Genomic DNA, 22563 nt, shown 5'->3' on the forward strand with positions numbered 1-22563 from the left:
GTCCAGGGAGCACCATGTTCACCTTCACCCTCAAGAAGCTCGGCGCCGGGTTCGTCCTGCTGATCGCGATCCCTGCGATCGCCTTCCTGCTCATGGGCGCGAGCGCCGGCAACGTCGGACGTAACATCCTCGGCCCTGCTGCCAGCAACGAGCAGGTCGAACGACTGAACTCTGAGCTCGGAAGGGACCAGCCCCTGCTCCAGCAGTTCCTCGACTGGGGCGGTCGCGCACTCACCGGCGATCTCGGAGCGTCGTGGTACACCAACGAACCCGTGGCCTCGGCCGTCGTCAATCGTCTCCCCGTCACCGTCAGCCTCGTGGTCACCACGACCGTGCTCGCCGCGCTGATCGCGACCGTGGCCGGCGTCGCCGCCGCGGTCTACCGGGGCTGGGTGGATCGCACAGTCCAGATCCTCGCGATCATCGGCTTCGCACTGCCCGGCTTCTGGGTCGCTCTGATGCTCGCCCTCGTCTTCGCGGTCCGGCTCGGCTGGTTCCCGGCCACCGGATACATCGCGTTCACCGCTTCCCCTGCTGGGTGGGCGCAGTCCCTCGTGCTGCCCGTGGCCGCTCTGGCCCTCGGCGCGGTCGCCAGCGCGGCCCAGCAGATCCGCGGCGCCGTGATCGACACCCTTCGGCAGGACTGGGTCCGCACCCTCCGCAGCCGGGGCCTGTCAGCACGACGAGTGCTGTTCGTGCACGTGCTGCGCAACGCGAGCGTCTCGGGTCTGACAGTCATCGCCCTGCAGTTCGTCGGACTGCTCGGAGGTGCGGTGTTCGTCGAGCGGATCTACGCGCTCCCCGGTATCGGCCAGGTGCTGTCCAACTCGACGGCCCAGGGCGACATCCCGATCGTGCTCGGCGTGCTCATCGCGACGACGGCCATCGTCGTGCTCGTGAACCTGTTCATCGACCTGGCGGTCGCATTCCTCAACCCGAAGGCACGGCAGTCATGACCACCACACCACTCGCTCTCGAAGTGGACTCGACCGACCAGCGACGCAGCCTGCTGAAGGAGACGCTCCGTTCTCCGATCGCGCTGGGCTCGGCGGTCGTCCTCGTCCTCATCGCGCTCGCCGCCCTCCTCGCCCCCTGGATCGCCCCGTACGACCCCTCGGCCTCTGATCTCTCCGACGTGTTCGCGCCCGCCTCCGCCGAGCACCTGCTCGGTGCCGACAGCGCGGGACGAGACATCCTCAGCCGGCTCCTGCACGGCGCGCGGATCAGTCTCGGCGGTGCACTGGTCGCCGTGGCCGTCGCCCTCCTGCTCGGTGTGCCGAGCGGGCTGGTCGCCGGATACTACGGAGGCGCCTTCGACGTCGCTGTCTCCTGGCTGTCGAACCTGCTGATCGCCCTGCCGGGCATCGTGGTACTCCTCGCGCTGCAGCCCATGACCGGCTCCTCGGTATGGACGTCCATGGTCGTCTTCGGCATCCTCCTGGCGCCCTCGTTCTCCATACTCGTGAGATCGACCGTCTCCAACGTCCGCAACGAGCTCTACATCGACGCGGCGAAGGTGTCGGGACTGAGCGATCTGCGCATCATCCGCCGGCACGTGCTCGGAGTGGTCCGCGCCCCGATCATCATCCAGACGGCGATGATCCTCGCGATCGCGCTGTTCATCCAGGCCGGTCTGGATTTCCTCGGATTCGGCGACCTCGCCGCCCCGAGCTGGGGAGGGATGCTCAACGATGGCTTCGCGAACATCTTCCGCGGCCCTCACCTGCTGGTGTGGCCGGGCATCGTCCTCGGCATCACCTGCGCTGCACTCGCACTCCTCGCCAACTCGCTGCGCGACGTGATGGAAGGCGCGACGAGCAGCGGGACAGCCGGGCGCGGACGCCGTGCCCTCGTCCACCCCACCGAGGACGCCGAGGACGCTCTCCCCGCCCCCTCCACCACCGCGCTGCTGGAGGTGCGAGGGCTGCGCGTGGCCTACTCCACGCACGGCCAGGAGCCGAAGGAGGTCGTCCACGGGGCAAGCCTTCGCGTGGAGCCGGGAGAGATCGTCGGAGTTGTCGGCGAGTCCGGTTCCGGGAAGACCCAGATCGCACTCAGCGTCATGGGGCTCCTGCCAGACGGAGGCCGAGTCACCGGCGGTGAGCTGACCTTCGAGGGGAACCCGCTCGACCCGCGCTCCACCGAGAAGCTGCTCGGTCGCTCGATCGCCTACATCCCGCAGGAGCCGTTGACCAACCTCGACCCCGCGTTCACCATCGGACGGCAGCTCGTCGAGCCCCTTCGCGTCGTCGGAGGACTCAACGCCGCCGCGGCACGTAAACGTGCCCTCGAGCTGCTCGCCCGCGTCGGAATCCCAGAACCTTCCCGAGTGTTCGACGCCTACCCGCATCAGATCTCGGGCGGGATGGCACAGCGCGTGCTCATCGCTGGTGCTCTCTCCGGCGATCCCGAGCTGATCATCGCCGACGAGCCCACCACGGCGCTGGACGTCACCGTGCAGGCCGACATCCTCGACGTGCTCCGCGATCTGCAGCGCGAACAGGGCATGGCCATCCTGCTGGTCACGCACAACTTCGGTGTCATCGCAGACTTGTGCGAGCGCGTGTACGTGATGCGCGACGGCCGCGTGGTCGAGTCCGCACCCACCAGGACCCTGCACGACGCCCCCCGCGAGGAGTACACCCGCATGCTGCTGTCCCACATCCTCGAGCACGGGCCGTCGCGCACCGCGCTCGATGCCGAGGTCGCCGAGGAGGTCCGGGCATGAGCGAGGCACTGCTGTCCGTCGAGGGCCTGTCCGTCGACTTCCGCTCCGGAGGGCTCGGCCGACGCAGCTTCCGGGCCGTCGACGACGCGAGCTTCCACATCGACCGCGGAGAGACGTTGGGGCTGGTCGGCGAATCGGGATCGGGGAAGTCCACGATCGGCCGCGCGATTCTCGGCCTCGCACCCGTCTCCGAGGGGTCGATCCGCTTCCGAGGACAGGACATCACGCACCTCTCGCGCGCCCAGCGGCGGAAGAGCGCGGGAGGGATCCAGGTCGTCTTCCAGGATCCCTACTCCTCGCTGAACCCGTCGATGACGATCGGGGAGATCCTCGCGGAGCCCCTCGTCGCGCGCGGCGATCGGCGGACCGGGGCGATGGAGAAGATCTCCACGCTCCTGCGCCAGGTCGGGCTGCCGGCGGACGCCCGATCCCGGTACCCGCGTCAGTTCAGCGGCGGGCAGCGGCAGCGGATCGCGATCGCCCGAGCGCTCGCCCTCGAGCCGGAGCTCATCGTGTGCGACGAGCCGGTCTCGGCGCTGGACCTGACCACGCAGGCGATCGTCCTGGACCTCTTCATCGACATCCAGCGCCGGACGGGCGTCTCCTACCTCTTCGTTTCCCACGATCTCGCGGTGATCCGACACATCAGCCACCGCGTCGCCGTCATGCGACGGGGCGAGCTGGTCGAGGTCGGCGACGGCGACCAGGTCACGAGCAGGCCCGAGCACCCCTACGCGCAGCGCCTGCTGCTGGCATCACCCGTCTCCGATCCCGCCGAGCAGGAGCAGCGACGGGCCGAGCGGCACCGACTGCTCGCCGAGCAGCGCAGCGTCGATTCCCCGGTATCCGCCTCAGCGGTCCAGTCTCCGGGCGTCCGGCCCTGAACGGGCCGCGCCCATCCACACCAGAACACTTCGAACGAGGAGCAACAATCCATGGGATACGACGCCCGCGCACGAGCCGCCGCGGTGAAGGACGATCCGGCCGCGGCAGCAGTGATCGAACGCTACGCACCGGGGGTGCTGGACTCGCCCGTCCTCTCCTCGCTGACCACCATCCGCCTCGGAGCGCTAGTCGGCGGAGGGCTGTTCGTCGGGGAGAAGCCGCGTGGGCTCGATCAGATGTGGGCGGAGCTCGCGGACCTCGACGGCTCGGATCCGGAGCCCGAACCTCAGCCCGCCCCCGGTCCGCCCGCCGACGGGTACGAGGGGGAGGAGGTGCCCCGTGCGTCGGCACGGATCGAGACCCCGCAGGAGGCCCGGGTGCACGAACGCGTCGAGCTGGTGCTCCACGGCCCTGACCACGGCAACCCCTTCATCGACGTTGAGCTCACCGCTCACCTCACCTTGGGCGATCGACAGGTCCGGGTCGGCGGCTTCTACGACGGCGGCGGCATCTATCGGCTGCGCTGGCTCCCCGATCTCGAAGGACAGTGGCACCTGCGTACCTCCTCGAACGCCCGATCGCTCGACGGCGTGGAGCTCGACCTCGAGGTGGTCGCCGCCCCCGTCGGCATCCGGGGCCCGGTGCGCGTGGCCGACGACTTCCACTTCGCGCACGCCGACGGGACCCGCTTCCACCCCTTCGGGACGACGCTCTACGCCTGGTGGCACCAGCCCGAGGACGTGCGGCGACGAACTCTCGCCAGTCTTGCTCGCACCAGCTTCACCAAGGCGCGAGTCTGTGTGTTCCCGAAGTCCTTCCTCTTCAACCGCGAAGAGCCCGAGGTGATGCCGTATGTGCGGAGCGAAGACGGCACCTGGGATCTCGCGACCTTCGACCCGGAATTCTTCCGGCGGCTCGAACGGGGAGTCGAGCAACTCGCCGCAGTCGGCGTGCAGACAGACCTGATCCTGTTCCACGCCTATGACCGGTGGGGCTTCTCCGAGATGCCTGCCTGGGCCGACGAGCACTACGTGCGCTACGTCGTCCGCCGGCTCGCCGCACACGAGAGCGTCTGGTGGTCCCTGGCCAACGAGTACGACCTGGTGCGGGCGAAGACGACTGAGGACTGGGAGCGCATCGCCCAGGTCATCGGGGAGGAGGACCACGCAGATCATCTCACCTCGATCCACAACTGCTACGAGCACTACGACCACACCCGCCCCTGGATAACCCACGCGAGCGTGCAGCGGGTGGACGCCTACCGCACTGCGGAGGACACGGACGACATGCGCGAGCGCTGGGGCAAGCCCGTCGTCTTCGACGAATGCGGCTACGAGGGCGATCTCGAGCACGGCTGGGGCAACATCACCGGCCAGGAGCTCGTGCGACGAGCCTGGGAGGGCGCGTTGCGCGGCGGGTACGTCAACCACGGCGAGACTTACCTCAACGAGACCGAGGAGCTGTGGTGGTCCAAGGGCGGGGAGCTCGTGGGCAGCAGCCCCGAGCGATTCGCATTCCTCCGCTCGGTGATCGCGGAGCTCCCGGGAGGACGGCTCGACCCGGTCACCTCGAACTGGGACGCGCCCTGGGCGGCGGCAGGAGACGTCCTGGTCACCTATCTCGGATTCGCCCAGCCGCGCTACCGGACGATCATCAGGCCGCCCGGCACGCGCTACACGGTGGACATCATCGACACCTGGGCGATGACCGTCGAGCGACTGCCCAGGGAGTTCGAAGGAGCCTTCCGTGTGGAGCTCCCCGGGCGCCAATGGATGGCGCTGCGGCTCACCCCGATCCCCTGAACGCCCGCCCCACCTCGCCGGAAGGACTTCGCCCATGACCACCATCAGCATCGGTCGACTTGAAGGACATCTCGACGACTCGCTCACCTGGGTCGTCGACCTCCTGGTGCAGCACCTCGATGCCGACCCCGACTACTCGTTCCAGGTCGCCGCGTACCGCGACGGCGAACCGGTCCTGGACCTCTGGGCCGGACCGCGGCTGCGCCAGGACTCCCTGATGGTGCCCTACTCGGTCTCCAAGAACACGATCGGGTTCACGATCGGGCTACTGCTCGAGCGCGCCGAGATCGACCTCGACGAGCGTGTTGCCGCCTACTGGCCGGAGTTCGCGGACAAGGGCAAGGAGGAGGTGACTGTGCGGCAGCTCCTCTCCCATCAGGCAGGACTCGCGCGGGCGACTCCTCCTCTGACCGTGGACGAGCTGCTGGATCATCATGCGGGGGCGGCACGACTGGCCGCGAGCAGGCCCCAGTGGCATCCCGGCAGCGCCTTCGGCTACCACGCCCAGACGATCGGGAACCTCGGGGACGAGCTCGTCTTCCGCGTGACCGGGAAGACGCTGCACGAGGTGTACGAGGAGGAGATCCGCTCCCCGTTCGGCCTGGAGTTCCATCTCGGGCTTCCGCCCGAGCTCGAGGACCGGCGCGTCCCGCTGCTCCCGATGGTGCGACCCCCATCAGCAGAGGATCCGCCGCGCTGGGCGCCGTACGCTTCCGGAATCGGCCTGGCGGACGCGGAGGGCTTCGACTACGGCAACGACGAGCGCAGCTGGCGCTTCGGGCATCCCGCGGGATCGGCGACAGCCTCCGCTCGAGGCATCGCCGGCCTCTTCGCGGCAGGAGTCACCGGACTCGGCGGGAAGCCGCCGTTCCTGAGCCCCGACACCGTCGAGCAGATCGGCCAGCAGCAGGTGCGCGGCTACGACAACGTGCTGGGCCTGGACGGCCGAGCCCACAGCATCGTGTTCCAGCACCACTCGGCCCAGCTCGACTGGGGAGGGCCCAACTCGTTCGGGCACGACGGGGCCTTCGGCTGCGTGGGAACGGTCGACCCCGACACGGGACTCGCCTTCGGGTACATCGTCGCGGAGGCGCCCTGGCCCGGGGGAGCGGATCCCCGGGCGATCGAGCTGGCGAGGGAGCTCAATCGCAGGGCCGGGTGAGGACTAGGGCGTGTCTCCTAAGTTTGTGGGAGTTCGGGGTGTGATGGTGGGTGGATGAGCCGACGAAGCGCGTTGTCCGACGCCCAGTGGGAGACGATCCAGCCCTTGCTCCCCGCTCAGCGCCCCTGGTCGGGGAGGCCGAGGCGGGATCATCGGTAGGTGGTCGAGGGAATCATCTACCGCTACCGGTGCGGGATTGCTTGGCGCGATCTCCCCGCCGACTTCGGGCCCTGGCAGACGGTGTGGAAGCGCCACCGCGCCTGGGCCGCCGACGGCACCTGGGATCAGGTCCTCGACGCGCTCCTGGTCCGTGCCGACGCGGATGGTGAGCTGGACTGGTCGGTCGCGGTGGAGTGCTTCACGCTGCGTGCGGCGATCGGTTTTTGCGCCTCAAGAATCCACACTGGCGTCGGTCTGGTAATGACCAACTTCCACTAAGCAGCTAGGGACCAAGCTGCGCGCACTTTTTCCACCACTGGCCGATCTACCCAGCTTGTCGAGAACAATGCGGCTTCAAGCATGTCAGCCAGGTTGCCGCGAAACTTCGGGTTTGTGGAAAGTGTGAGTCTCGCGGCCACTTTAAGTATGTCGCGCCCCCGAGGCCCAAGTTCGTCATCCACATCCGTGACCAAATTAGTTACTACCTCGGGCGTAATATCTTCGTTTTCGCGAATCTGACATAGGCGCTGTATATATCCCTCTGTGTCGAAGGAATGGTCTCCTGATGAAAAGAATTCACCGAACCCGATTCGGTCAAAGTTGAGGCCCAAAGAGTGGCGGTAGCTAGCGAGGCGCAGTTCGGAGATCGGTCTGCAGCACTCTGTTGCCTGGTCGACTATTTCTCGAGCCTTCGTTTCATCTTCATGCTGAGGGAGGAAGTGGAGCAGGACTCTTGCAAGTGCCCCAGACCGAATAAACGCAGACTCAAGATCTCTCCCAGAGTAGTACGCGACCCGTGCATGCTCAAGCTCTGAAAGAACAGGTCGCTGGAAGTCTTCATCCAAAATACATGCAATGGCGATCTTCAATGAAGGCAGGATCTCACGGAGTGTGGAAACTGCCTGATCGCGAGATAACGCAGGAAAGATGTCCGCCTCGGGGAGCCATTGGCTGTTAACTCTCTTGTCCGATACACCTTCGACTATTAGAACAGGAGCCCGACTTGCTTGTGAGTGCAGTCGTATCCTATCAGCGATATTGTCAAATTCCTGAAGCGGGTTCGAGTTAGAGTTCATACTCTTCATCACCAGCTTCTCCATCGAAATCGTCTGAGAGGTGATCTTCTTGGGCTGCTTGTGCAGGTGATGTTTGTAGATCCAGTGCCCTAGTGATCTCCCAGCGGCCATTGATTATCGCGGTCGAGTGTGTGGCAAGGATGACCTGAATGCTGGCTAGACTGGCTACCTCAAGAATCTCGTCGACAAAATCATGCTTCCAGGCTGCGTGGAGAGAAAGCTCGGGCTCGTCGATGCAGACGACTGATCCACTTGGTGTAGCAAATAGTAGCGAGGTATAAAGGGCTACTAGGTGCTGCTCGCCCGAGGAAAGTGTGCCGACCCGAATTTTTCGGCCGCGGAGGTCGCGAAATTGAAGTTCGCCGTCGGGCGAAATGGACGTAGATTTTCCTGACGGACCGAGCTTGTCGTCGAGAATGCGCCTCAATGCGTCGATCTTGTTATTGAGTGGAATTAAGGGAGCTAGTCGCCGTTCCCAGTCGTCGAGTACGACTTTCAGAATCCGTCGCTGGGTGGGGTTCATTTTTGTTGGAAGGGGGACAGGGGCGTCAACTATGGCAAGCGAGTTTCTTGCCAGCAACTCCTGCTGTGTTACGGCCTTCTGGTAGCGTTCGCGTAAGTCGCTCTCCCTTACGGTAGCTTTGGCGGCGTCCATTAGCCGATTTGCAATGTTCATGTCTGCCCGCTGTGACGTGTCTACTGTTTCGCGTCTTGCGCGCGTAAGTTGTCGTCGTAATTGAAAGATGTATGCATTCATTCGCTCTGCGGTACTGTACGTCCTTGTTTCAGACCCGGAAATGCCGGAGTAGCGGGAGTGAGCGTCAACACCGAACGGAGACTCGTACAGACGCTTTGTGTCAATCAGCACGCCGTCTGGAAAGCCAAAAGTCTTTCGGATGTATTGCACGTCTCGAGTGACGTCAAGTATCTGTGACTGTTCGGTGCTGGCGTGCATGGACAGTCGCTCGATGGAGGCCTCCTGGGCGCGAAGCCTTGTTGTCCATTTAAATGGTGCGTCCTGTACGAATGCTCTCGGTAGAGCGTCCGAGAACTGTTCGTAAAGTCGTGCGTCGCTCGAGTTGAATGAGATTGATTTGTGCTCCCCCTTTCCTTTTGCCTCAACTTCAACTTCAAATACTCCTCCTTCATGCATGATTCGACGTGCTGACAGGCGTGATCCGTCGGTGAAGGTCAAGCTTAGTGAACCGTAGGGTTCTGATATTAGCTTCGGGAGGTCGAACTGAAGTAGCAGGGTTGCCAGGCGCATCAAATGTGTTTTGCCTGCCCCGTTTGGTGCCGTTATTATGGTGACGCCGCTTTCGTCTACGTCTAGGGTGTGGCTGGCGTAGCCGAATAGGTCATCAATGTTGATCTTGGCTACTCTGTTCGTTCTGATGGGCATTCGTTCTTCCTTGTCTTGGGTTTGGGTCGAATATTGGTGGAAAGTATCCGCTCAGGTATTGCTGGGCTCGAGTATTTTTCTCAATCGTGCCTTGAGTGAAGGGTCCAGGATGTATACATATGTGCCCCGCATTGCCCGCGTGAGCAAGACGCGGTACACGTTGGTGATGTACCGCAGTAGGTCTTCGTCGGACGTGGTCTGTCCGCGCATCTTGTTGTCGGCCTTGCCCTTGGCATCGAAGTAGTTGTCGCGATCGGCGACGAGTTGGCCAGTAGCGGGATCGATGCGTAGGTCACCTCCGATGATGACGCCGGCATAGTTGAGGTCGTAGCCCTGCACGGTGTGGATCGACCCGACTTCCTCGAGGGAGGTCTTCGACGCGATCCAGTCCACGTCGGAGACGTTCCAGTCGAGCGCGACGCCGTCGAGCTCGATGTCGTGCAGGCCGGTCTTCCCCTTGCTGCGCCACTTCCACGCGTAGCCGGCAACGAGTCGGGCGAGGCCGTGCTCGGCGTCGCGTTCGCGGATCCGCTGGTGCATCTCTCCGAGGTCGTCGAACAGCTCGAACTCGTAGTCCTGGAGGTCCGGCACCGTCGTCGGCGGTTCGTCGGAGACCAGCGACCGTGCGAACTCGAGGTAGGTCTTCCCGCCCTTCACGCGCATCTGCGTGTCCAACGGATAGAGGCGCTGCTGCTCGTGCGCCTCCGCGAGCACCCGTTCGAACACCTCGGGCTCGATGTCGATCGGCCGCACGCTCTGCGCGGTGTCCAGCAGCAGGATCGTGTGTCGGGAGCGTTTCCTGATCCAGTCGAGCTGATTGATCGAGAGATCGTCGGCACCGAACAGCCGTTCCGTGGTCTCTCGATAGCGCTTGGTCAGAGTGCCGTGCGCCTGGGCGCCGCGCTGAGTGAGCCGATGCGCTTCGTCGACCACGATGACGTCGAAGTCCTCTTCGGCGTCGGCGACGTCGTAGGGCGTCAGCACCTGTGCGTCGCGGAGCGCGGGGACTTTCCGGAACACCTTGCTGATCGACTTCCGCAGTGACTTCTGGGGGACGACCAGCCCGATGCGGAGGTCCTGGAACTTCTCGCGGTTCCCCTCGACGAAGAGGTCTGAGAACATCGAGTCGCCCTCGACCTCGTCGGTCGGGTCGAACTGCGCGAGGTCGCGCATGAGCTTCATGAGGTAGATGCCGACGATGGTCTTGCCGGTGCCAGGGTCGCCCTGGATGGCGGCCATGGTCCGCCGGTCGGGAACATCGAGGTCCTCGATGAGGCCTTCCATGATGTCGAGCACCGCGACGCCCTGCTCCGTGTTCAGCGCCTTGTACGGGGAGAGCTTGAACAGGTCCGAGTTCTCGATCTGGGGGATCGTGCGCTCGAAGTAGCCGCGGGCGCGGAGCTCCTCGAAGATCTCCTTGAAGGTGTCGTTGTACTCGCTGCGCTGGTAGTAGTCCTGGTTGGTGATCCCCTCATTGCGGTTCAGCACCTCGAACTTGCCGTCGCCTCCGAGCAGGCGGATGAGGAGCGACTCGAGGTCCAGGCATGCGGAGCCGTTGAACCGCTCGTCGAAGACGATGCGGACCTCCTTGAGGTGCTCCTTCTGCGTGGACTTCAGGTGCTGGCGCATGCGGCGGTCGGCGCTGCCGGTCTCGCCCACGTAGATGTCGCGGCCGTCCTCGATGAGGTAGACGACGGGCCAGTTGGAGAATCGGGGGAGTCGACTGCGGGTCTCCTCGACGGACTCTGGGGTGAAACGGAGCTCCTCGATCTCAAAGGCGGTCATACTTCGTGCTCCGTCCCTTCGCCTTCTCGACCGGGTACTTCACCCGCGTGCGCTCGAGCTTCGCGCGGACGATCTCCTCAGGGTCGAGGTCCAGCTGATCTGCGAGGTGGAGTGCATAGGTTAGGACGTCGGCGAGCTCACCGGCGACTTCGTCCCTGTCCGCCTCGGGACCCCACTGGAAGCACTCCAGGAGCTCTGCGGCCTCGATCGAGATCGACTTCGCGAGGTTCTCCGGGGTGTGGAACTGGTGCCAGTCGCGCTCGGCGGCGAACGCTCGGAGGGTGTCCATCACGGATTCGCTGGTCATGACCTCACGCTAGCAATGCGTGGGCCGCGGCGGTCGCTAATTCCGGGGCCGGTACGTGAGAGGAGATCGAGTCCTGCGCGGCTGGCGGGCGTCGAACTCCGGCGACGATCGCCGGCCATTCGCCCTACCTCCTCGCCCCACCCGCACCCGGATCTCCACCGGCTCCACCGGCGTCTCCAGCGTTCCCTCCGACTGGTCGCACCGCTCGCTGACGGTGCGCGTGCGCTTGCAGTACAGGACCCGGACCGTGGTCTCACCCGGCGACAGCCCCGTGACCTCGACAGCGAAGGCCTGCGTCCCGCCCTCCTCCTCGTCGGTGTCGGAGGGAAGCTCGCCCACGACGTCCTCGCCGATGGCGACGTCGGCCTCGATGATCGAGTCGTCCTCGACCGAGACCACGCCCCAGTAGTCCCCGACGCCGAGGGAGCCCTTCGGAAGTGCCACCTGCACGGTCTCGTCTGCCGCCACCTCGACCTCCGTCGTGCCCTCCGGCAGGAGCGTGCCCTCTCGCGGCGTGGGCGTCTGCTCGGTGGTGGGCGCAGGGGTAGGCGACTCCTCTTCACCCGACAGTGCGCACCCGGACATCAGCAGCGCACCCGTTGCGAGCAGCGCCGTCATGGCGGCCCTCCGCCTCACGCGCTCGCGCCCCAATCCTCGTCGTGCCTGCACAGCGCCCTCTCACCGTGGGGACCTCTCCCCAGTTCTCGACGTCTCCGTGGAATCTACTGTGCAGGGCAGAGCCTCGGGCGGGATCGAGATGTCGAGGGCCACGCGGACCTGCTCGCAGGTGCTGCTGCGTCAGAGAAGACGACGCTGGATCGAGCGACGTCGCCAGATCCCGAGTGGCCGTTCACCGCCCCTTCGCCGCCAACCGCGCCATGACCCCCGACGGCGCCAGCTGCGCGACCGTCCAGATCGCCTTGTACCGCTTGCTCGGCACCGACACGGCCTTGCCCCGCTCCACATCGTGCAGCGACTCCTCGACCACCCGCGGAGCCTCCAGCCACATCCAGTCCGGGATCCTCTCCTCGCCGCGCGCCAGGCCCAGCCGGGCGTGGAAGTCGGTGTGTGTGTAGCCGGGACAGACGGCGGTCACCGTCACGCCGCGGTTCCGGTAGGCCCCGCTGGCCCAGCGGGAGAACTGCACCTGCCAGTTCTTCACCGCGCCGTAGGTGGAGCGCGGCATCACCGCGGAGACCGAGGAGATGTTCAGGATCGTGCCGGAGCGGCGCTCGAGCATGCCCGGCAGCGCCGCGTGCATAAGCCGCATCGGCACCTCGACGTGGAGACGCAGATGACGGGCCTCGTCCTCGATGTCGTTGCGCTCGAAGGCGAGCGGCAGACCGAAGCCGGCGCTGTTGACGAGTAGATCCACCGGCCGGGACGGGTCCGTCAGGCGCGCGCAGACCGCCTCGACCCCGTCGGCCGTGGCGAGATCCGCGGCCAGCACCTCGACCTCGGGCGCCCCTGCTCGGCCGAGCTCGTCGACCAGCGCCGTGAGCCGCTGCCGGTCGTGGGCGACCAGCACGAGGCGGTCCCCGCGCCGTGCGAGGTGGCGGGCGTACTCGGTGCCGAGCCCGGAGCTGGCACCCGTGATCAGCGAGGTCCTCGTCATGTACCGGAGAGTAACCGCCGAGTCGTCCGGCCAGGGGCGGACAGCGAGATCAGTCCTCGCTCATACTTCGTCGTCCTCGTCGCGCTCCACGTTCCACCCGGCGCCGCAGTCCTCGCACGTCCGGTCGCTGAAGGCCAGGACGCATCCCTGCCAGTGGACCCACGGCGGATCCTCTTCGGCGAGGCGCGGGTCTTGACCGCCGAGCGGATGGTGGATCACCTGACCCGAACCGCAGACGGGGCAGGTGCCGCGCGGCTCGTCGTACGGCTCCGGCGGCTCGTCGCCGAGGATGAAGATCAAGGGGCGAGAGTAGGGCGGGGGTCCGACAGATCATCGCCCTCCGCCCGCCCCGCTCACTTCCCGCTGTACACCGGGAACGCGGCGTGCTCGCCGTAGTCGCGGGCGTCGAGCTCCTCGAGCGCGGCCATGTCCTCCGCGCTGATCTCGAAGTCCACGTCGACGTTGGTGCGCATGTGCTCGGGGTTCGCAGTCTTCGGAAGCGAGACCGTGCCCAGCTGCAGCGTGTAGCGGATGCACAGCTGCGGGACGCTGACCCCGTACCGCTCTGCCATCGCCTGCACGCGGGCGTTGTCGAGGATCGCGCCGTGGGCGATGGGGGAGTAGGCCTGGACGCGGATGCCCTTCGCCGCGCAGAACTCCAGCAGCTCGCGGGGCGTGTTCCCGGCGTGGACCAGCAGCTGGTTCACGTGAGGGACCACCTCGGCGTGCTCGAGCAGGTCCTCGAGGTCGGAGCGCAGGAAGTTCGACACCCCGATGGTGCGGACGGTCCCGGCCCGGTGCGCCTCCTCCAGGGCGCGCCACACCTCGCGGTTCTCCTCGGCGTAGTCGCCGGTGCGGAACTCGGCCCACGGCTGCGGGGCATGGATGAGCATCAGGTCGATGTGGTCCAGCCCCATCGTCTCCAGCGACTCCTGGATCGCGGCGACCGCGCTCTCGTAGTCCTTGACCTCGGCGGCGATCTTCGTCGAGACGAATAGCTCCTCGCGGGGGATCCCGGCAGTGCGCACTCCCTCGCCGACGCCGCGCTCGTTGCCGTAGGCCTGGGCGGTGTCGATGTGGCGGTAGCCGATCCCGATCGCGGAACGGACGGCGTCCGCGGCCTTGTCGTCGTCGATGAACCAGGTGCCGAGCCCGAGCCGGGGGATCCGGGCGCCGCCGGTGAGGGGATAGGTCTCGGTCAGGATGCTCATGCGTTCTCTCCGTCCGTGGTGATCGTGGTGGGCAGCTGCGCGTAGACCTCGTCGCCGACAGGCTCGAGCCACTCGTTGCGCATGTCCTCGCCGGGGGTGAGGAAGGCCAGATGCGAGAACCACGAGTCTGCGGCCGCGCCGTGCCAGTGCTTCGTCCCGGCGGGGACGCGGACGCTCGTGCCCGGCGTCATGTGCACCGGCTCCTCGCCGTCGGCCTGGTACCAGCCGGCCCCGGCGGTGCACAGCAGGATCTGGTCGCCGGCGCCGCCGGTGCCGTGATGGATGTGCCAGTTGTTGCGGCAGCCCGGCTCGAAGGTCACGTTGCTGACCGGGGTGCTGCCGCCGACGAGCGGGGCCAGGTAGGACCGGCCGGTGAAGTACTGCGCGAAGGCGTCGTTGGGCTCCCCGAGGGGGAAGGGCTGGTCGAAGGTCGTGTCGGTCATGTGCCCCAGTCAAGACCTGCTCGCGCCGCCGAGCCAGTCCCTCCTGGTACACCCCGCAGGCCTCGACGTCTCCGCGGCGTCGGGTGTGTGATGGCGGGGCGGCGGCCGGCTGCCATCCGCCGCCCGGCGCCGGCGAGGCATCCGCCGCCCGCCGCCCGCGTGACATCCGCCGCCCGGCGCCGGCGAGGCATCCGCCGCCCGGCGTCCGGGAGTGTCAGGTTCTCAGCCGCTTCAGGCGCTGAACCGGCTCAGAACTGCACATCCCTGATCGGCGGCCGGCGGCTGTCGCGACCGTCGCGATGCCGACGCCGTCGACCGGGCCGTTGGACCCTGCGTGCGAGGCCCCGTAGCCTGGCCGCCACCCGTCGAGGAGGGGACCGATGGAGCAGCAGGCAGCAACCAGCACCGCTCAGAGGCCGGGACTGCGCGAGGAGTTCACCGGCCCGCCCCGCCCGGGCCGGCGGCCGGTGTTCAGCCTGATCGCCTTCGGCCTGCTGCTGACCGTGACGCTCGCGATCGACGGATTCGCCGACGTCCCGCCGATGCCCGGAACCGCACTCGTCGCCGCGGGACTCATGCTCCTCCTCGGCGTCGCGGAGCTGCTGGACCCGGCCGCGCGGCGTCTCGTCATCGGGGTGCGCTTCGGCGGCTTGGCGATGGCGCTGCTGGGTTTCGCTGTCCAGTTCGTTGGCTGAGCCGAGCGAAGCACCTGGCGTCGTCGATGAGGCGCTCGCCGGTCACACTGCCGCAGGGCTGACAGGGATCTCCTCCCCGCGGCTCGCGAGTCGGTAGGGGTCGGCCCCGGCATCGAAGGAGGTCTTCGTCTGCTCGCGCAGCTCCGTGAGCCAGGTGCGGTACACCTCGGCCGGGCTGTACCAGGCACCCTTCTTCGCTCCATGTCGTTGCAGGATGCCGGCGTCGACCAGGGCGGAGAGATCGCGCGACGCCGTCGTCGCCGTGACCTCCGCGAGCTCGCGGTACGTCGCATTGCGCAGCCCCCACCCGGAGAACGTGAGCTCCAGCGCCGGGGTGGCTCGTTCCGGCGCGAGCCCGGCGCCGACGAGGTCGTCGACCCGTTCCGCCACGCGATCTGCGCTCCACAGCCGACCCTGCACCGTGCGGGCCTGCCGGTAGTGGGCGGTGAGAGCGAACTCGACCCACTCCGCCGCCGACCGCTCCGGCGACCACCGACCGCGACCGGTGCGCGCGAGGATGTCGTAGTACGCGGACGTGTTCCGGCCCAGGTACTCCTCGATGCTCACGAACTGCGCCTCGGCGACCTGCTCCCGGTAGAGCATGTACGACTGCACGATCCGGGACATCCGGCCGTTGCCGTCGGAGAACGGATGGATCATCACGAGGTTCAGATGCGCCATCGCCCCCTGCACCATCGGATGAACATCGCCCGCGGCGAGCTCGGCGAGGGCCGCCAGGTATTCCCCCATGAGCCCGGGGACGGCGTCGGCCTCGGGGCCTGTATAGACCCGGCGCCCGGAATCGTCGTCGTGCACGAACACCTCGCCGCGGCGATAACGGCCGGGCCCGCGGTCGAGGTCGTAGCTCTGCACCATGAAGTGCAGAGCCAGAAGGTCCTCCTCGGACAGCGTCCTCTGTCGGTCGGCGAGGACCTGCAGGAACGTCATTGCGTCTGAAGAGCCCTTGACGGCGAGCCATGTCGCATCGACCGATACCTGACCCGACTCGCTCCCGACGATCGCGAGCGCCTGATCGTCCGAGACGATGATGCCCTCGATGCTGTTCGAGCCGCGCACCGAACGGGCCTGCGCCTGCCGGCGCAGGGTGCCGTTCCATCGCCGCGGGCGAGACAGGGCATGGCGCAGCCCGTGGCGGATCTCGTCGATGGCGTGCAGGACTGCGGCATCGACTGCGGTCAGATCGGGGACTGCGTGCAGCATACGGGCGCCAAGTCAGTTAATAACTGACTTGGAGTCTATATCTGACACCCGGGGCGGTCAGCTGTCGACGACCTGCGCACTGCGTCCTCACCCCACCCACTCCAGGAACTCCTCCGCGGTCAGCACCGGCTTCGCCCACTTCGCGGCGTTCTTCGCCTTGGTCGACTGCGACCCCGCTTCGGCGACGACCAGCACATCGGTCCTGGTCTTGGTGAGGTTCGGGACGGCGCGGAGCCCGCGTGCCTCGGCCATCGCGTGCAGCTGCTCCTTCTCGAGCCAGCCGTGGCGGGGCGAGTGGACGGTGCCGGAGAAGCACACCCGCGCGCCCGGCACGAGCACGTCGGCCGCGCCCGGGGCCTCCTCGAGCGTGAAGCCCTCGGGCAGCACCCGCACTCCGAAGTGCTCCTCGACCCCGCGCAGACGCTCCACCACCTCCGCATCGGGAGCGGGCACCCGCGCCCAGGTCTCCTCGAGCAGACCGGCGAGTACCGCGGCGGAGTCGTCCTCCGCACCGAGGTTCCCGCCCACCACGAATCCCGTCGGCGCGCTCGTGCCGCCCGGTCCCGTCGTGCGGGCGAGCAGGTAGCCGTGCCCGGTCACGACCTGCCGGAACGCCATCCCCGTGCCGGGCAGCTCCTCACCCGCCGCCCGCACCCGGGCCACGGCGTCGCGCACGGCCCGGGCGCGTTCGAGCGCCGTCGGCGCCTTCAACCGGGCGAGCTCGTCGGCTCCGAGCAGACCGCCGGGCAGCTCGAGCCCGAGCGGCACCGGCTCGACGATCCCGTTGCGCTTCAGCTCGAAGTCGACGTGCGCGAGCTGCCGGTCGATGTGCACGCCGACGGGCACCCTCCCGGCCAGCAGCGCCGACAGCGCCGGCCACGCCTCCGCCAGCCGCGGCGCGAGCTGCACGTCCCGCGTGGTGATCCCGAACTCGTCCCGCGCGCCGAACAGGTCCGAGGTGGGGTTGATGACCGTGGAGACCTCGTCCCCGTCGTCGGTGACCACCGCGATCTCCACCGGGCGCGGGCGCCACCTGTCCCCGGTCGTGCCCACGGTGAGCACCGACAGGTACGCCTCGCCGAGGGGCTGGGTCGCCGCCGCGCCGCTGGCGAGATACCGCCGCACCCGCTGATCGGTCTTCAGGTCCCGCGGCAGCACCTCGCGCTTCAGCACCAGCCCCTCGAGGTTCGTGCATCGCGACAGCGCCACGTACAGCTGACCGTTGGCGAAGGTGCCGCCGGTGAGGTCCACGACCACCCGGTCCAGGGTCTGGCCCTGCGACTTGTGGATCGTGATCGCCCAGGCCAGCTTCATCGGCAGCTGCGTGAACGTGCCGATGACCTGATGCGTGAGCGCACCGCTCTCGACGCTGGGCCGCGTGATCTCCCAGGTGTGCTCGCGCACCCGCTCGGTGCGTCCGTCGCGCAGCAGCACGGTGACCACGGGGCCGTCGGCGTCGGCCCCGATCGCGGTGATGCGGCCGAGCGTGCCGTTGACCCAGCGATCCAGCGGGTCGTTGTTCAGCAGCATCACCTGCGCGCCCACCGCGAGGCGCAGCGTCTCCTCGGTGGGCTTCTCGAACCCGTCGGTGTCCCCGGTGATCCGCGCGGTGAAGGTCTGCGGCGGGTCGGGGAGGCGCCCGAGCATCTGCCGGTTCCGCGCGCCGACGATCCGGTTGGTCGTGGCGAGCGTCAGCCAGAACTCGTCCAGGCCCGGCTCGAAGTCGGGGTCCGTCCGACGGTTCAGCTCGGCCCGCGCGTCCTCGAGCAGCGTCCCCTCCCGCACCGCGTTCAGCAGGTCCACCAGGTGGTCGTCGCCCTGCTGTCGGAACACCGTGGACAGCTCCACCACCGGGAACGTCTCCGCGTCGAAGGTCCGGGCGGAGAAGAAGAACGGCGTCCCGAAGCGCTCCTCGATCCGGCCCGCCTCCTGATCGGTCACCACCGGCGGCAGCTGGTACAGATCGCCGACCAGCACCAGCTGCACCCCGCCGAAGGGCGTGCCGGGCCGCGGCCCGAAGCGCTCGAGCGCGGCGGCGAGCGCATCGAACAGGTCCGCCCGCACCATCGACGCCTCGTCGATGATCAGCGTGTCCAGCTCCTTCAACGCTCTCGCGAAGCGGCGCGGGTAGTAATCGTCGCTGCGCACCAGCTCCTCGGTGACGCCGAGCGGGAAGGAGAACAGGCGGTGGATCGTGTAGCCGTCCACGTTCAGCGCCGCGATCCCGGTGGGCGCGACCGTGATCGTCGAGCGATCGGACTGCTCGAGGTAGTGGCGGATCAGCGTCGACTTGCCCGTGCCGGCCTTGCCCGTGAGGAACAGGTGGTGCCCGGTGTGCAGGTGCTCGAGCGCCGCCGCGAACTCCTCGGTGATGGTCAGCGGGGCCGCCGGGGCCGACGGAGCCGGCGTGGCCAGCGCGGCCGGCTTGGCCGACGGGGCCGCCGGGGCCGCCGAGGCCGCCGGGGCTGGGGTGGCCGGGGCCGCAGGGGCCGTGCGCGACGCGACGGCGCGGCCGGTCCGGCCTGCCCGTCGGCGGCGTGTGTCAGATTCTGAGCCACTTTCCGGCGAATCCTGGCTCAGATCCTGACACGGGCGGGGCGCGGGAGCGTGCGGGGACGCGGATACAGGCGCTGGCGCGGGAGCGGGCGGGGGCGCGAGCTCTGGCGCTGGCTCGGTTGCAGGCGCGGGCGCTGGCTCGGGCCGCGACGCCCCGGCCGGCGCCTGCGGCAGCCCCATCGCCGCTCGGTACTGCGCGACGAGCTCGGCCTTCAGCCGGCCCCGGTCACCGACGGGAATGCCGTGCTCCCGCGCCCAGGCTCTGATCGCGGTGGGGGAGAGGTCCACGTCCGAGCGCGGCTGCTCCTCCGGCGCCGGATCTGCGGCCGCCGACTCCGGCCGTGCTTCCGGCATCACCGCTGGCTCCGGCCCTGCTGCCGGCGCCGAGGCTGCCGACACCGGTCGCGGTGGCAGCGCCGCAGGCGGCGTCGTCGGTGCCAGCGCGCTCGCCGGCCTCGGAGGCACGGGCGCCGGAGTCGACGTTGCGACGGCCGGGCCAGAAGCCGGCCGCGGCGCAGCGCCCTTCGGCCCCTGCGGAGCCGGAGCCGGGACCGTCTGCTGGGCGGCTCCCGGCACTCCTCCGGTACCTCCCCGCAGCGCCCGCGAGGCGACCAGGGGCGCGTCGTACCCCGTCTGCCGGTCCAGCGTGAGGTACCGCTCGAGCAGCCCGGCCGCCGCGTAGGCGTCCCCGAGCGCGGAGTGCGCCCGCTGATGCACCACGCCCAGGGCCGCGCAGCACTCGGCGAGCGTCCGCCGGCGCAGCTGCGGCAGGTAGACCGTGCTGCCCTGCAGGGTGCAGTAGCTGGTCACTCGCGGCATCGGCAGCGAGGCCCGCGCGAACTCCGCGCGCAGGAAGGCGACGTCGAACTCGGCGTTGTGCGCGACGAGGACCAGGCCCTGCAGCGCGGTGCCGACCTGCACGGCGAGGTCCGGGAAGCCGGGAGCGCCGGCGACGTCCGCGTCGGTGATGCCGTGGATGTGGGTGGCGCGCACCGGCCCGCCCGGGTGGAGACGGGTCACCCACTGGTCGATCGGGTGGCCCTGCTCGTCGGCCCGGACGATCGCGAGCTCGAGGATCCGATCGCCCTCGGGGTCCAGCCCGGTCGTCTCCACGTCGATCACCGCGAAGCGCGGTGCGCCAGGCACGGAGGATGCAGCGGGCGGCGGCGTCGCGGACGGCGCCGAGGCACCGCCGCGAAGGCGATCGAGCAGTCCCATGGACGACCTCTCGTGGCAGGGATGGATGCCCTGATCTTCTCAGGGAAACTCTGCGTCGACCGCGTCGGGATCATCACCCAGGCTTCGCTGCCGATACGACAGGCAGGTGTGGAGGTGCGGCGGGAGGAAGAGAGGCCACAGGCGGGCGGTTGCCAGGTGGGGAGCCTGATCAGAGCAGTGCGAGCATGGCAGGCGGCGGCTCGTCCCGCCCCGCCTGGCCGGGCAGCCCATTGTCCGGTTCCCTCGACTCACCCCGGTGTCCGCGCCAGGCCGACGTACAAGATGCCCATGATGCACGTCGATTTCTGACAACAGGGGCTCCCGCCCGCCGACGGCAGCGCCCACCCGCCGTGGCCGGCCCCCGCCGACTCCGCCATCGACGGTGCCGGTGCGAGAACCGTGAGACCCACCGTCGAATGTCGGCACCGGATCCTAGGCTCAGCCCCGTGACCACCACTTCTGCCAGTGCTCTCGACTTCACCGCCATCGACGTCGAGACAGCGAACTCCTCGCGTGCCTCTCTCTGCGCCGTCGGCCTCACGCGAGTCCGTGACGGCCAGGTCGTCGAGCAGATGTCCTCTCTCGTCGTTCCCCCGCAGGGCCATGACGAGTTCGCGCCCCGCAACGTGGACATCCACGGCATCACCGCTGCTGCGGTCGCGGATGCTCCGAGCTGGGAGCAGCTCTACCCGCAGGTGATGGCCTTCATCGGCGAGGACCCGCTCGTCGCGCACAACGCGCCCTTCGACCGGTCCGTGATCCAGCAGGTGAGCAGCGTCTACGACCTGGACTGGCCGACATCGCCGTGGTTCGACACCCTTCCGCTCGCCCGCGCACTGCTCACGCTCGGGTCGTATTCGCTGCCCTTCGTCGCCAAGGCCCTCGACCTGCCGGAGCTCGACCATCATGAGGCATCCGCCGATGCGCTGCAGGCGGCACGGATCCTCCTCGCCCTCAGCGCGAGAGCTGGAGTCTCCGCTCTCGCCGACCTCCCCGCAGGAGCCCCGGGATACCGCCCCGTGCCCCGCAGCGGCGCGTCCACGCCCGGGGGCGCGCCCACGCCTGCGCTCCGCGCCCCCGGCGACTTCTCGGGACTGACCGCGACGGATGTCCTCGCCGGCGAGAGCGTCGTCTTCACCGGGAAGCTGCTGCTGTCCACCCGGGCGGAGGCCCAGGCGCTCGTCGAGCACTTCGGTGGCGCCGCACAGGGATCGGTCATGAGGACAACGACGATCCTCGTCGCGGGAGATCTCGACCCTCGGAGCCTGCGTCCCGGTGTCCAGCTCTCGAGGAAGCTCGAGAAGGCGATGGACCTGGCCGCGAAGGGGCAGCCGATCGAGGTCTGGACCGAGGACGACTTCCACCAGCGCCTCGACGTCGGCCGCGACCAGCTCGAGGCCGCGACCCGCGAGCAGCGCGTGCAGGCGAACCCGTCCTGGCTGCCGGAGCACGTCATCACCCAGGCGCAGGCGCTCGACTCCTCGACGAGCTATCAGCAGTGGCTGCGCGCGGCGCTGCGCCACCCCGAGGGGAAGCCGAAGGGTGGAGGGTCGTGCATCCGCTGCGGAGAGGGGCTCGTCGTGGACGGGTACTGGCTGTTCCTCGAACGCCGGGTCTGCTCCGGGGACTGCAACGAGAAGCTCAAGGACAAGGCCAAGAGGGAGTGGGCCAAGCTCGGCATCGAGCGCCCTGCTGCCCCCTCGTACTCCTCGAGCTGGGGCCGACGCTGAACGTCGCGCAAGGGCACGAGAACCGCAGGAACCTGTCGGCCGAGATCTCGGCCGACCCATCGAAGAACAGGAGATCATCGTGGACGCATCCGTCGCCTCGATCACGTCGTGGACCTTCGTCGAGGAGTGCCCGATCCCGGAGGACGTCACCGCTCTGCTCGTGCCAGAGGAGCGCGCGATCGCGGCGTACAAGACGTTCCGCGACTCCGCGGTGTTCACCACGAAGCGCCTGATCGTCCGGGATGCGCAGGGGATCCGCGGCAAGAAGGTCGAGATCTACTCGTTGCCCTACTCGGCGATCAACATGTGGTCCTCGGAGAACGCGGGGACGCTGGACCTCAACGCCGAGATCGAGCTGTGGACGCGTGCGGGGCGGATCAAGATCGCCGTCGGCAAGCACATCGACGTGAGGCGGCTGGACCTGCTGATTGCGAACGCGGTGCTGCGCTCGTCCTGACAGCGGCGGCAGGCCGGGCGGCGGCGCTCCTCGCGCCGCCGCACCGCGCCGCGGGCCACCGTTCCTCCCCATACCCACTCCGTCCACAACCCCCGTCGGCGCACCGTCCGA

20 protein-coding genes are annotated in these 22563 nt (G+C 68.0%); 9 read left to right on the plus strand and 11 right to left on the minus strand.

All coding sequences use genetic code 11. The annotated features are described in order from the left end of the window. Window positions 1–14 precede the first annotated feature (14 nt). From D1648_RS03475 to D1648_RS03505, 6 genes are all read left to right on the plus strand, one after another. Complete coding sequence (locus D1648_RS03475; protein WP_122939436.1) at window positions 15–956, plus strand: ABC transporter permease; 942 nt, start codon at window positions 15–17, stop codon at window positions 954–956. Next, window positions 953–2728 (plus strand): dipeptide/oligopeptide/nickel ABC transporter permease/ATP-binding protein, encoded by a 1776-nt coding sequence (locus D1648_RS03480; protein ID WP_122939437.1) that lies wholly within the window; start codon window positions 953–955, stop codon window positions 2726–2728. The genes D1648_RS03475 and D1648_RS03480 overlap by 4 nt, the downstream gene beginning before the upstream one ends. Next, window positions 2725–3612, plus strand: coding sequence for an ATP-binding cassette domain-containing protein (locus D1648_RS03485; protein WP_122939438.1), 888 nt, complete (start codon window positions 2725–2727; stop codon window positions 3610–3612). The genes D1648_RS03480 and D1648_RS03485 overlap by 4 nt, the downstream gene beginning before the upstream one ends. 51 nt (window positions 3613–3663) lie before the next feature. Next, window positions 3664–5415 carry a DUF5605 domain-containing protein gene (locus tag D1648_RS03490; RefSeq protein ID WP_122939439.1) on the plus strand — a complete coding sequence of 584 codons (1752 nt, stop codon included), beginning with the start codon at window positions 3664–3666 and terminating at the stop codon, window positions 5413–5415. Window positions 5416–5449: 34 nt separating this feature from the next. Then, window positions 5450–6577, plus strand: a complete 1128-nt coding sequence (locus tag D1648_RS03495) for a serine hydrolase domain-containing protein (protein WP_122939440.1) — start codon at window positions 5450–5452, stop codon at window positions 6575–6577. A gap of 159 nt (window positions 6578–6736) precedes the next feature. Continuing rightward, window positions 6737–7015: a transposase gene (locus tag D1648_RS03505; RefSeq protein ID WP_206424768.1), complete on the plus strand. Its 279-nt coding sequence runs from the start codon at window positions 6737–6739 to the stop codon at window positions 7013–7015. Here the strand turns inward: D1648_RS03505 and D1648_RS17780 are convergent. The 9 genes from D1648_RS17780 to D1648_RS03545 all read right to left on the minus strand — a co-directional run bounded on the left by D1648_RS17780 (window position 7012) and on the right by D1648_RS03545 (window position 14575). Further along, window positions 7012–7836 (minus strand): hypothetical protein, encoded by an 825-nt coding sequence (locus D1648_RS17780; RefSeq protein ID WP_126281973.1) that lies wholly within the window; start codon window positions 7834–7836, stop codon window positions 7012–7014. The two genes, D1648_RS03505 and D1648_RS17780, sit on opposite strands and share 4 nt — an antisense overlap. Further along, window positions 7802–9214: an AAA family ATPase gene (locus D1648_RS03510; RefSeq protein WP_122939442.1), complete on the minus strand. Its 1413-nt coding sequence runs from the start codon at window positions 9212–9214 to the stop codon at window positions 7802–7804. The genes D1648_RS17780 and D1648_RS03510 overlap by 35 nt, the downstream gene beginning before the upstream one ends. 51 nt (window positions 9215–9265) lie before the next feature. Further along, a complete protein-coding gene (locus tag D1648_RS03515; protein ID WP_122939443.1) occupies window positions 9266–10999 on the minus strand; it encodes a DUF2075 domain-containing protein in 1734 nt (577 codons plus the stop codon). Continuing rightward, entirely contained in the window at window positions 10986–11306 is a 321-nt protein-coding gene (locus D1648_RS03520; RefSeq protein ID WP_122939444.1) for a nucleotide pyrophosphohydrolase, read from the minus strand. Before D1648_RS03520 ends, D1648_RS03515 begins: the two co-directional genes overlap by 14 nt. Window positions 11307–11342: 36 nt before the next feature. Then, entirely contained in the window at window positions 11343–11924 is a 582-nt protein-coding gene (locus D1648_RS03525; protein ID WP_122939445.1) for a hypothetical protein, read from the minus strand. Window positions 11925–12156: 232 nt separating this feature from the next. Then, entirely contained in the window at window positions 12157–12921 is a 765-nt protein-coding gene (locus tag D1648_RS03530; protein ID WP_122939446.1) for an SDR family oxidoreductase, read from the minus strand. 60 nt (window positions 12922–12981) lie between these two features. Beyond that, a complete protein-coding gene (locus D1648_RS03535) occupies window positions 12982–13221 on the minus strand; it encodes a hypothetical protein (protein ID WP_122939447.1) in 240 nt (79 codons plus the stop codon). A gap of 53 nt (window positions 13222–13274) precedes the next feature. Beyond that, window positions 13275–14132, minus strand: coding sequence for an aldo/keto reductase (locus D1648_RS03540; protein WP_122939448.1), 858 nt, complete (start codon window positions 14130–14132; stop codon window positions 13275–13277). Further along, complete coding sequence (locus tag D1648_RS03545; RefSeq protein ID WP_122939449.1) at window positions 14129–14575, minus strand: cupin domain-containing protein; 447 nt, start codon at window positions 14573–14575, stop codon at window positions 14129–14131. The genes D1648_RS03540 and D1648_RS03545 overlap by 4 nt, the downstream gene beginning before the upstream one ends. Window positions 14576–14955: 380 nt before the next feature. Between D1648_RS03545 and D1648_RS03550 the strand changes: the two genes are divergently transcribed. Continuing rightward, window positions 14956–15270: a hypothetical protein gene (locus tag D1648_RS03550; protein WP_122939450.1), complete on the plus strand. Its 315-nt coding sequence runs from the start codon at window positions 14956–14958 to the stop codon at window positions 15268–15270. 42 nt (window positions 15271–15312) lie between these two features. Here D1648_RS03550 and D1648_RS03555 read toward each other — a convergent pair whose 3' ends face one another. Both D1648_RS03555 and D1648_RS18415 read right to left on the minus strand, forming a co-directional pair. Next, a complete protein-coding gene (locus tag D1648_RS03555; protein ID WP_122939451.1) occupies window positions 15313–16491 on the minus strand; it encodes a Fic family protein in 1179 nt (392 codons plus the stop codon). Window positions 16492–16578: 87 nt separating this feature from the next. Continuing rightward, window positions 16579–20193, minus strand: a complete 3615-nt coding sequence (locus tag D1648_RS18415) for a histone-like nucleoid-structuring protein Lsr2 (protein WP_370239765.1) — start codon at window positions 20191–20193, stop codon at window positions 16579–16581. 518 nt (window positions 20194–20711) lie between these two features. On the opposite strand from D1648_RS18415, the gene D1648_RS17785 reads away from it, so the two are divergent. After that, window positions 20712–21995 carry an exonuclease domain-containing protein gene (locus tag D1648_RS17785; protein WP_164518574.1) on the plus strand — a complete coding sequence of 428 codons (1284 nt, stop codon included), beginning with the start codon at window positions 20712–20714 and terminating at the stop codon, window positions 21993–21995. A 79-nt stretch (window positions 21996–22074) separates the two neighbouring features. Continuing rightward, complete coding sequence (locus D1648_RS03575) at window positions 22075–22452, plus strand: PH domain-containing protein (RefSeq protein ID WP_122939454.1); 378 nt, start codon at window positions 22075–22077, stop codon at window positions 22450–22452. Window positions 22453–22563 lie beyond the last annotated feature (111 nt).

Origin of the sequence: Brachybacterium sp. EE-P12 (assembly GCF_003711805.1) — a bacterium.
In the GTDB taxonomy this organism is placed as follows: domain Bacteria; phylum Actinomycetota; class Actinomycetes; order Actinomycetales; family Dermabacteraceae; genus Brachybacterium.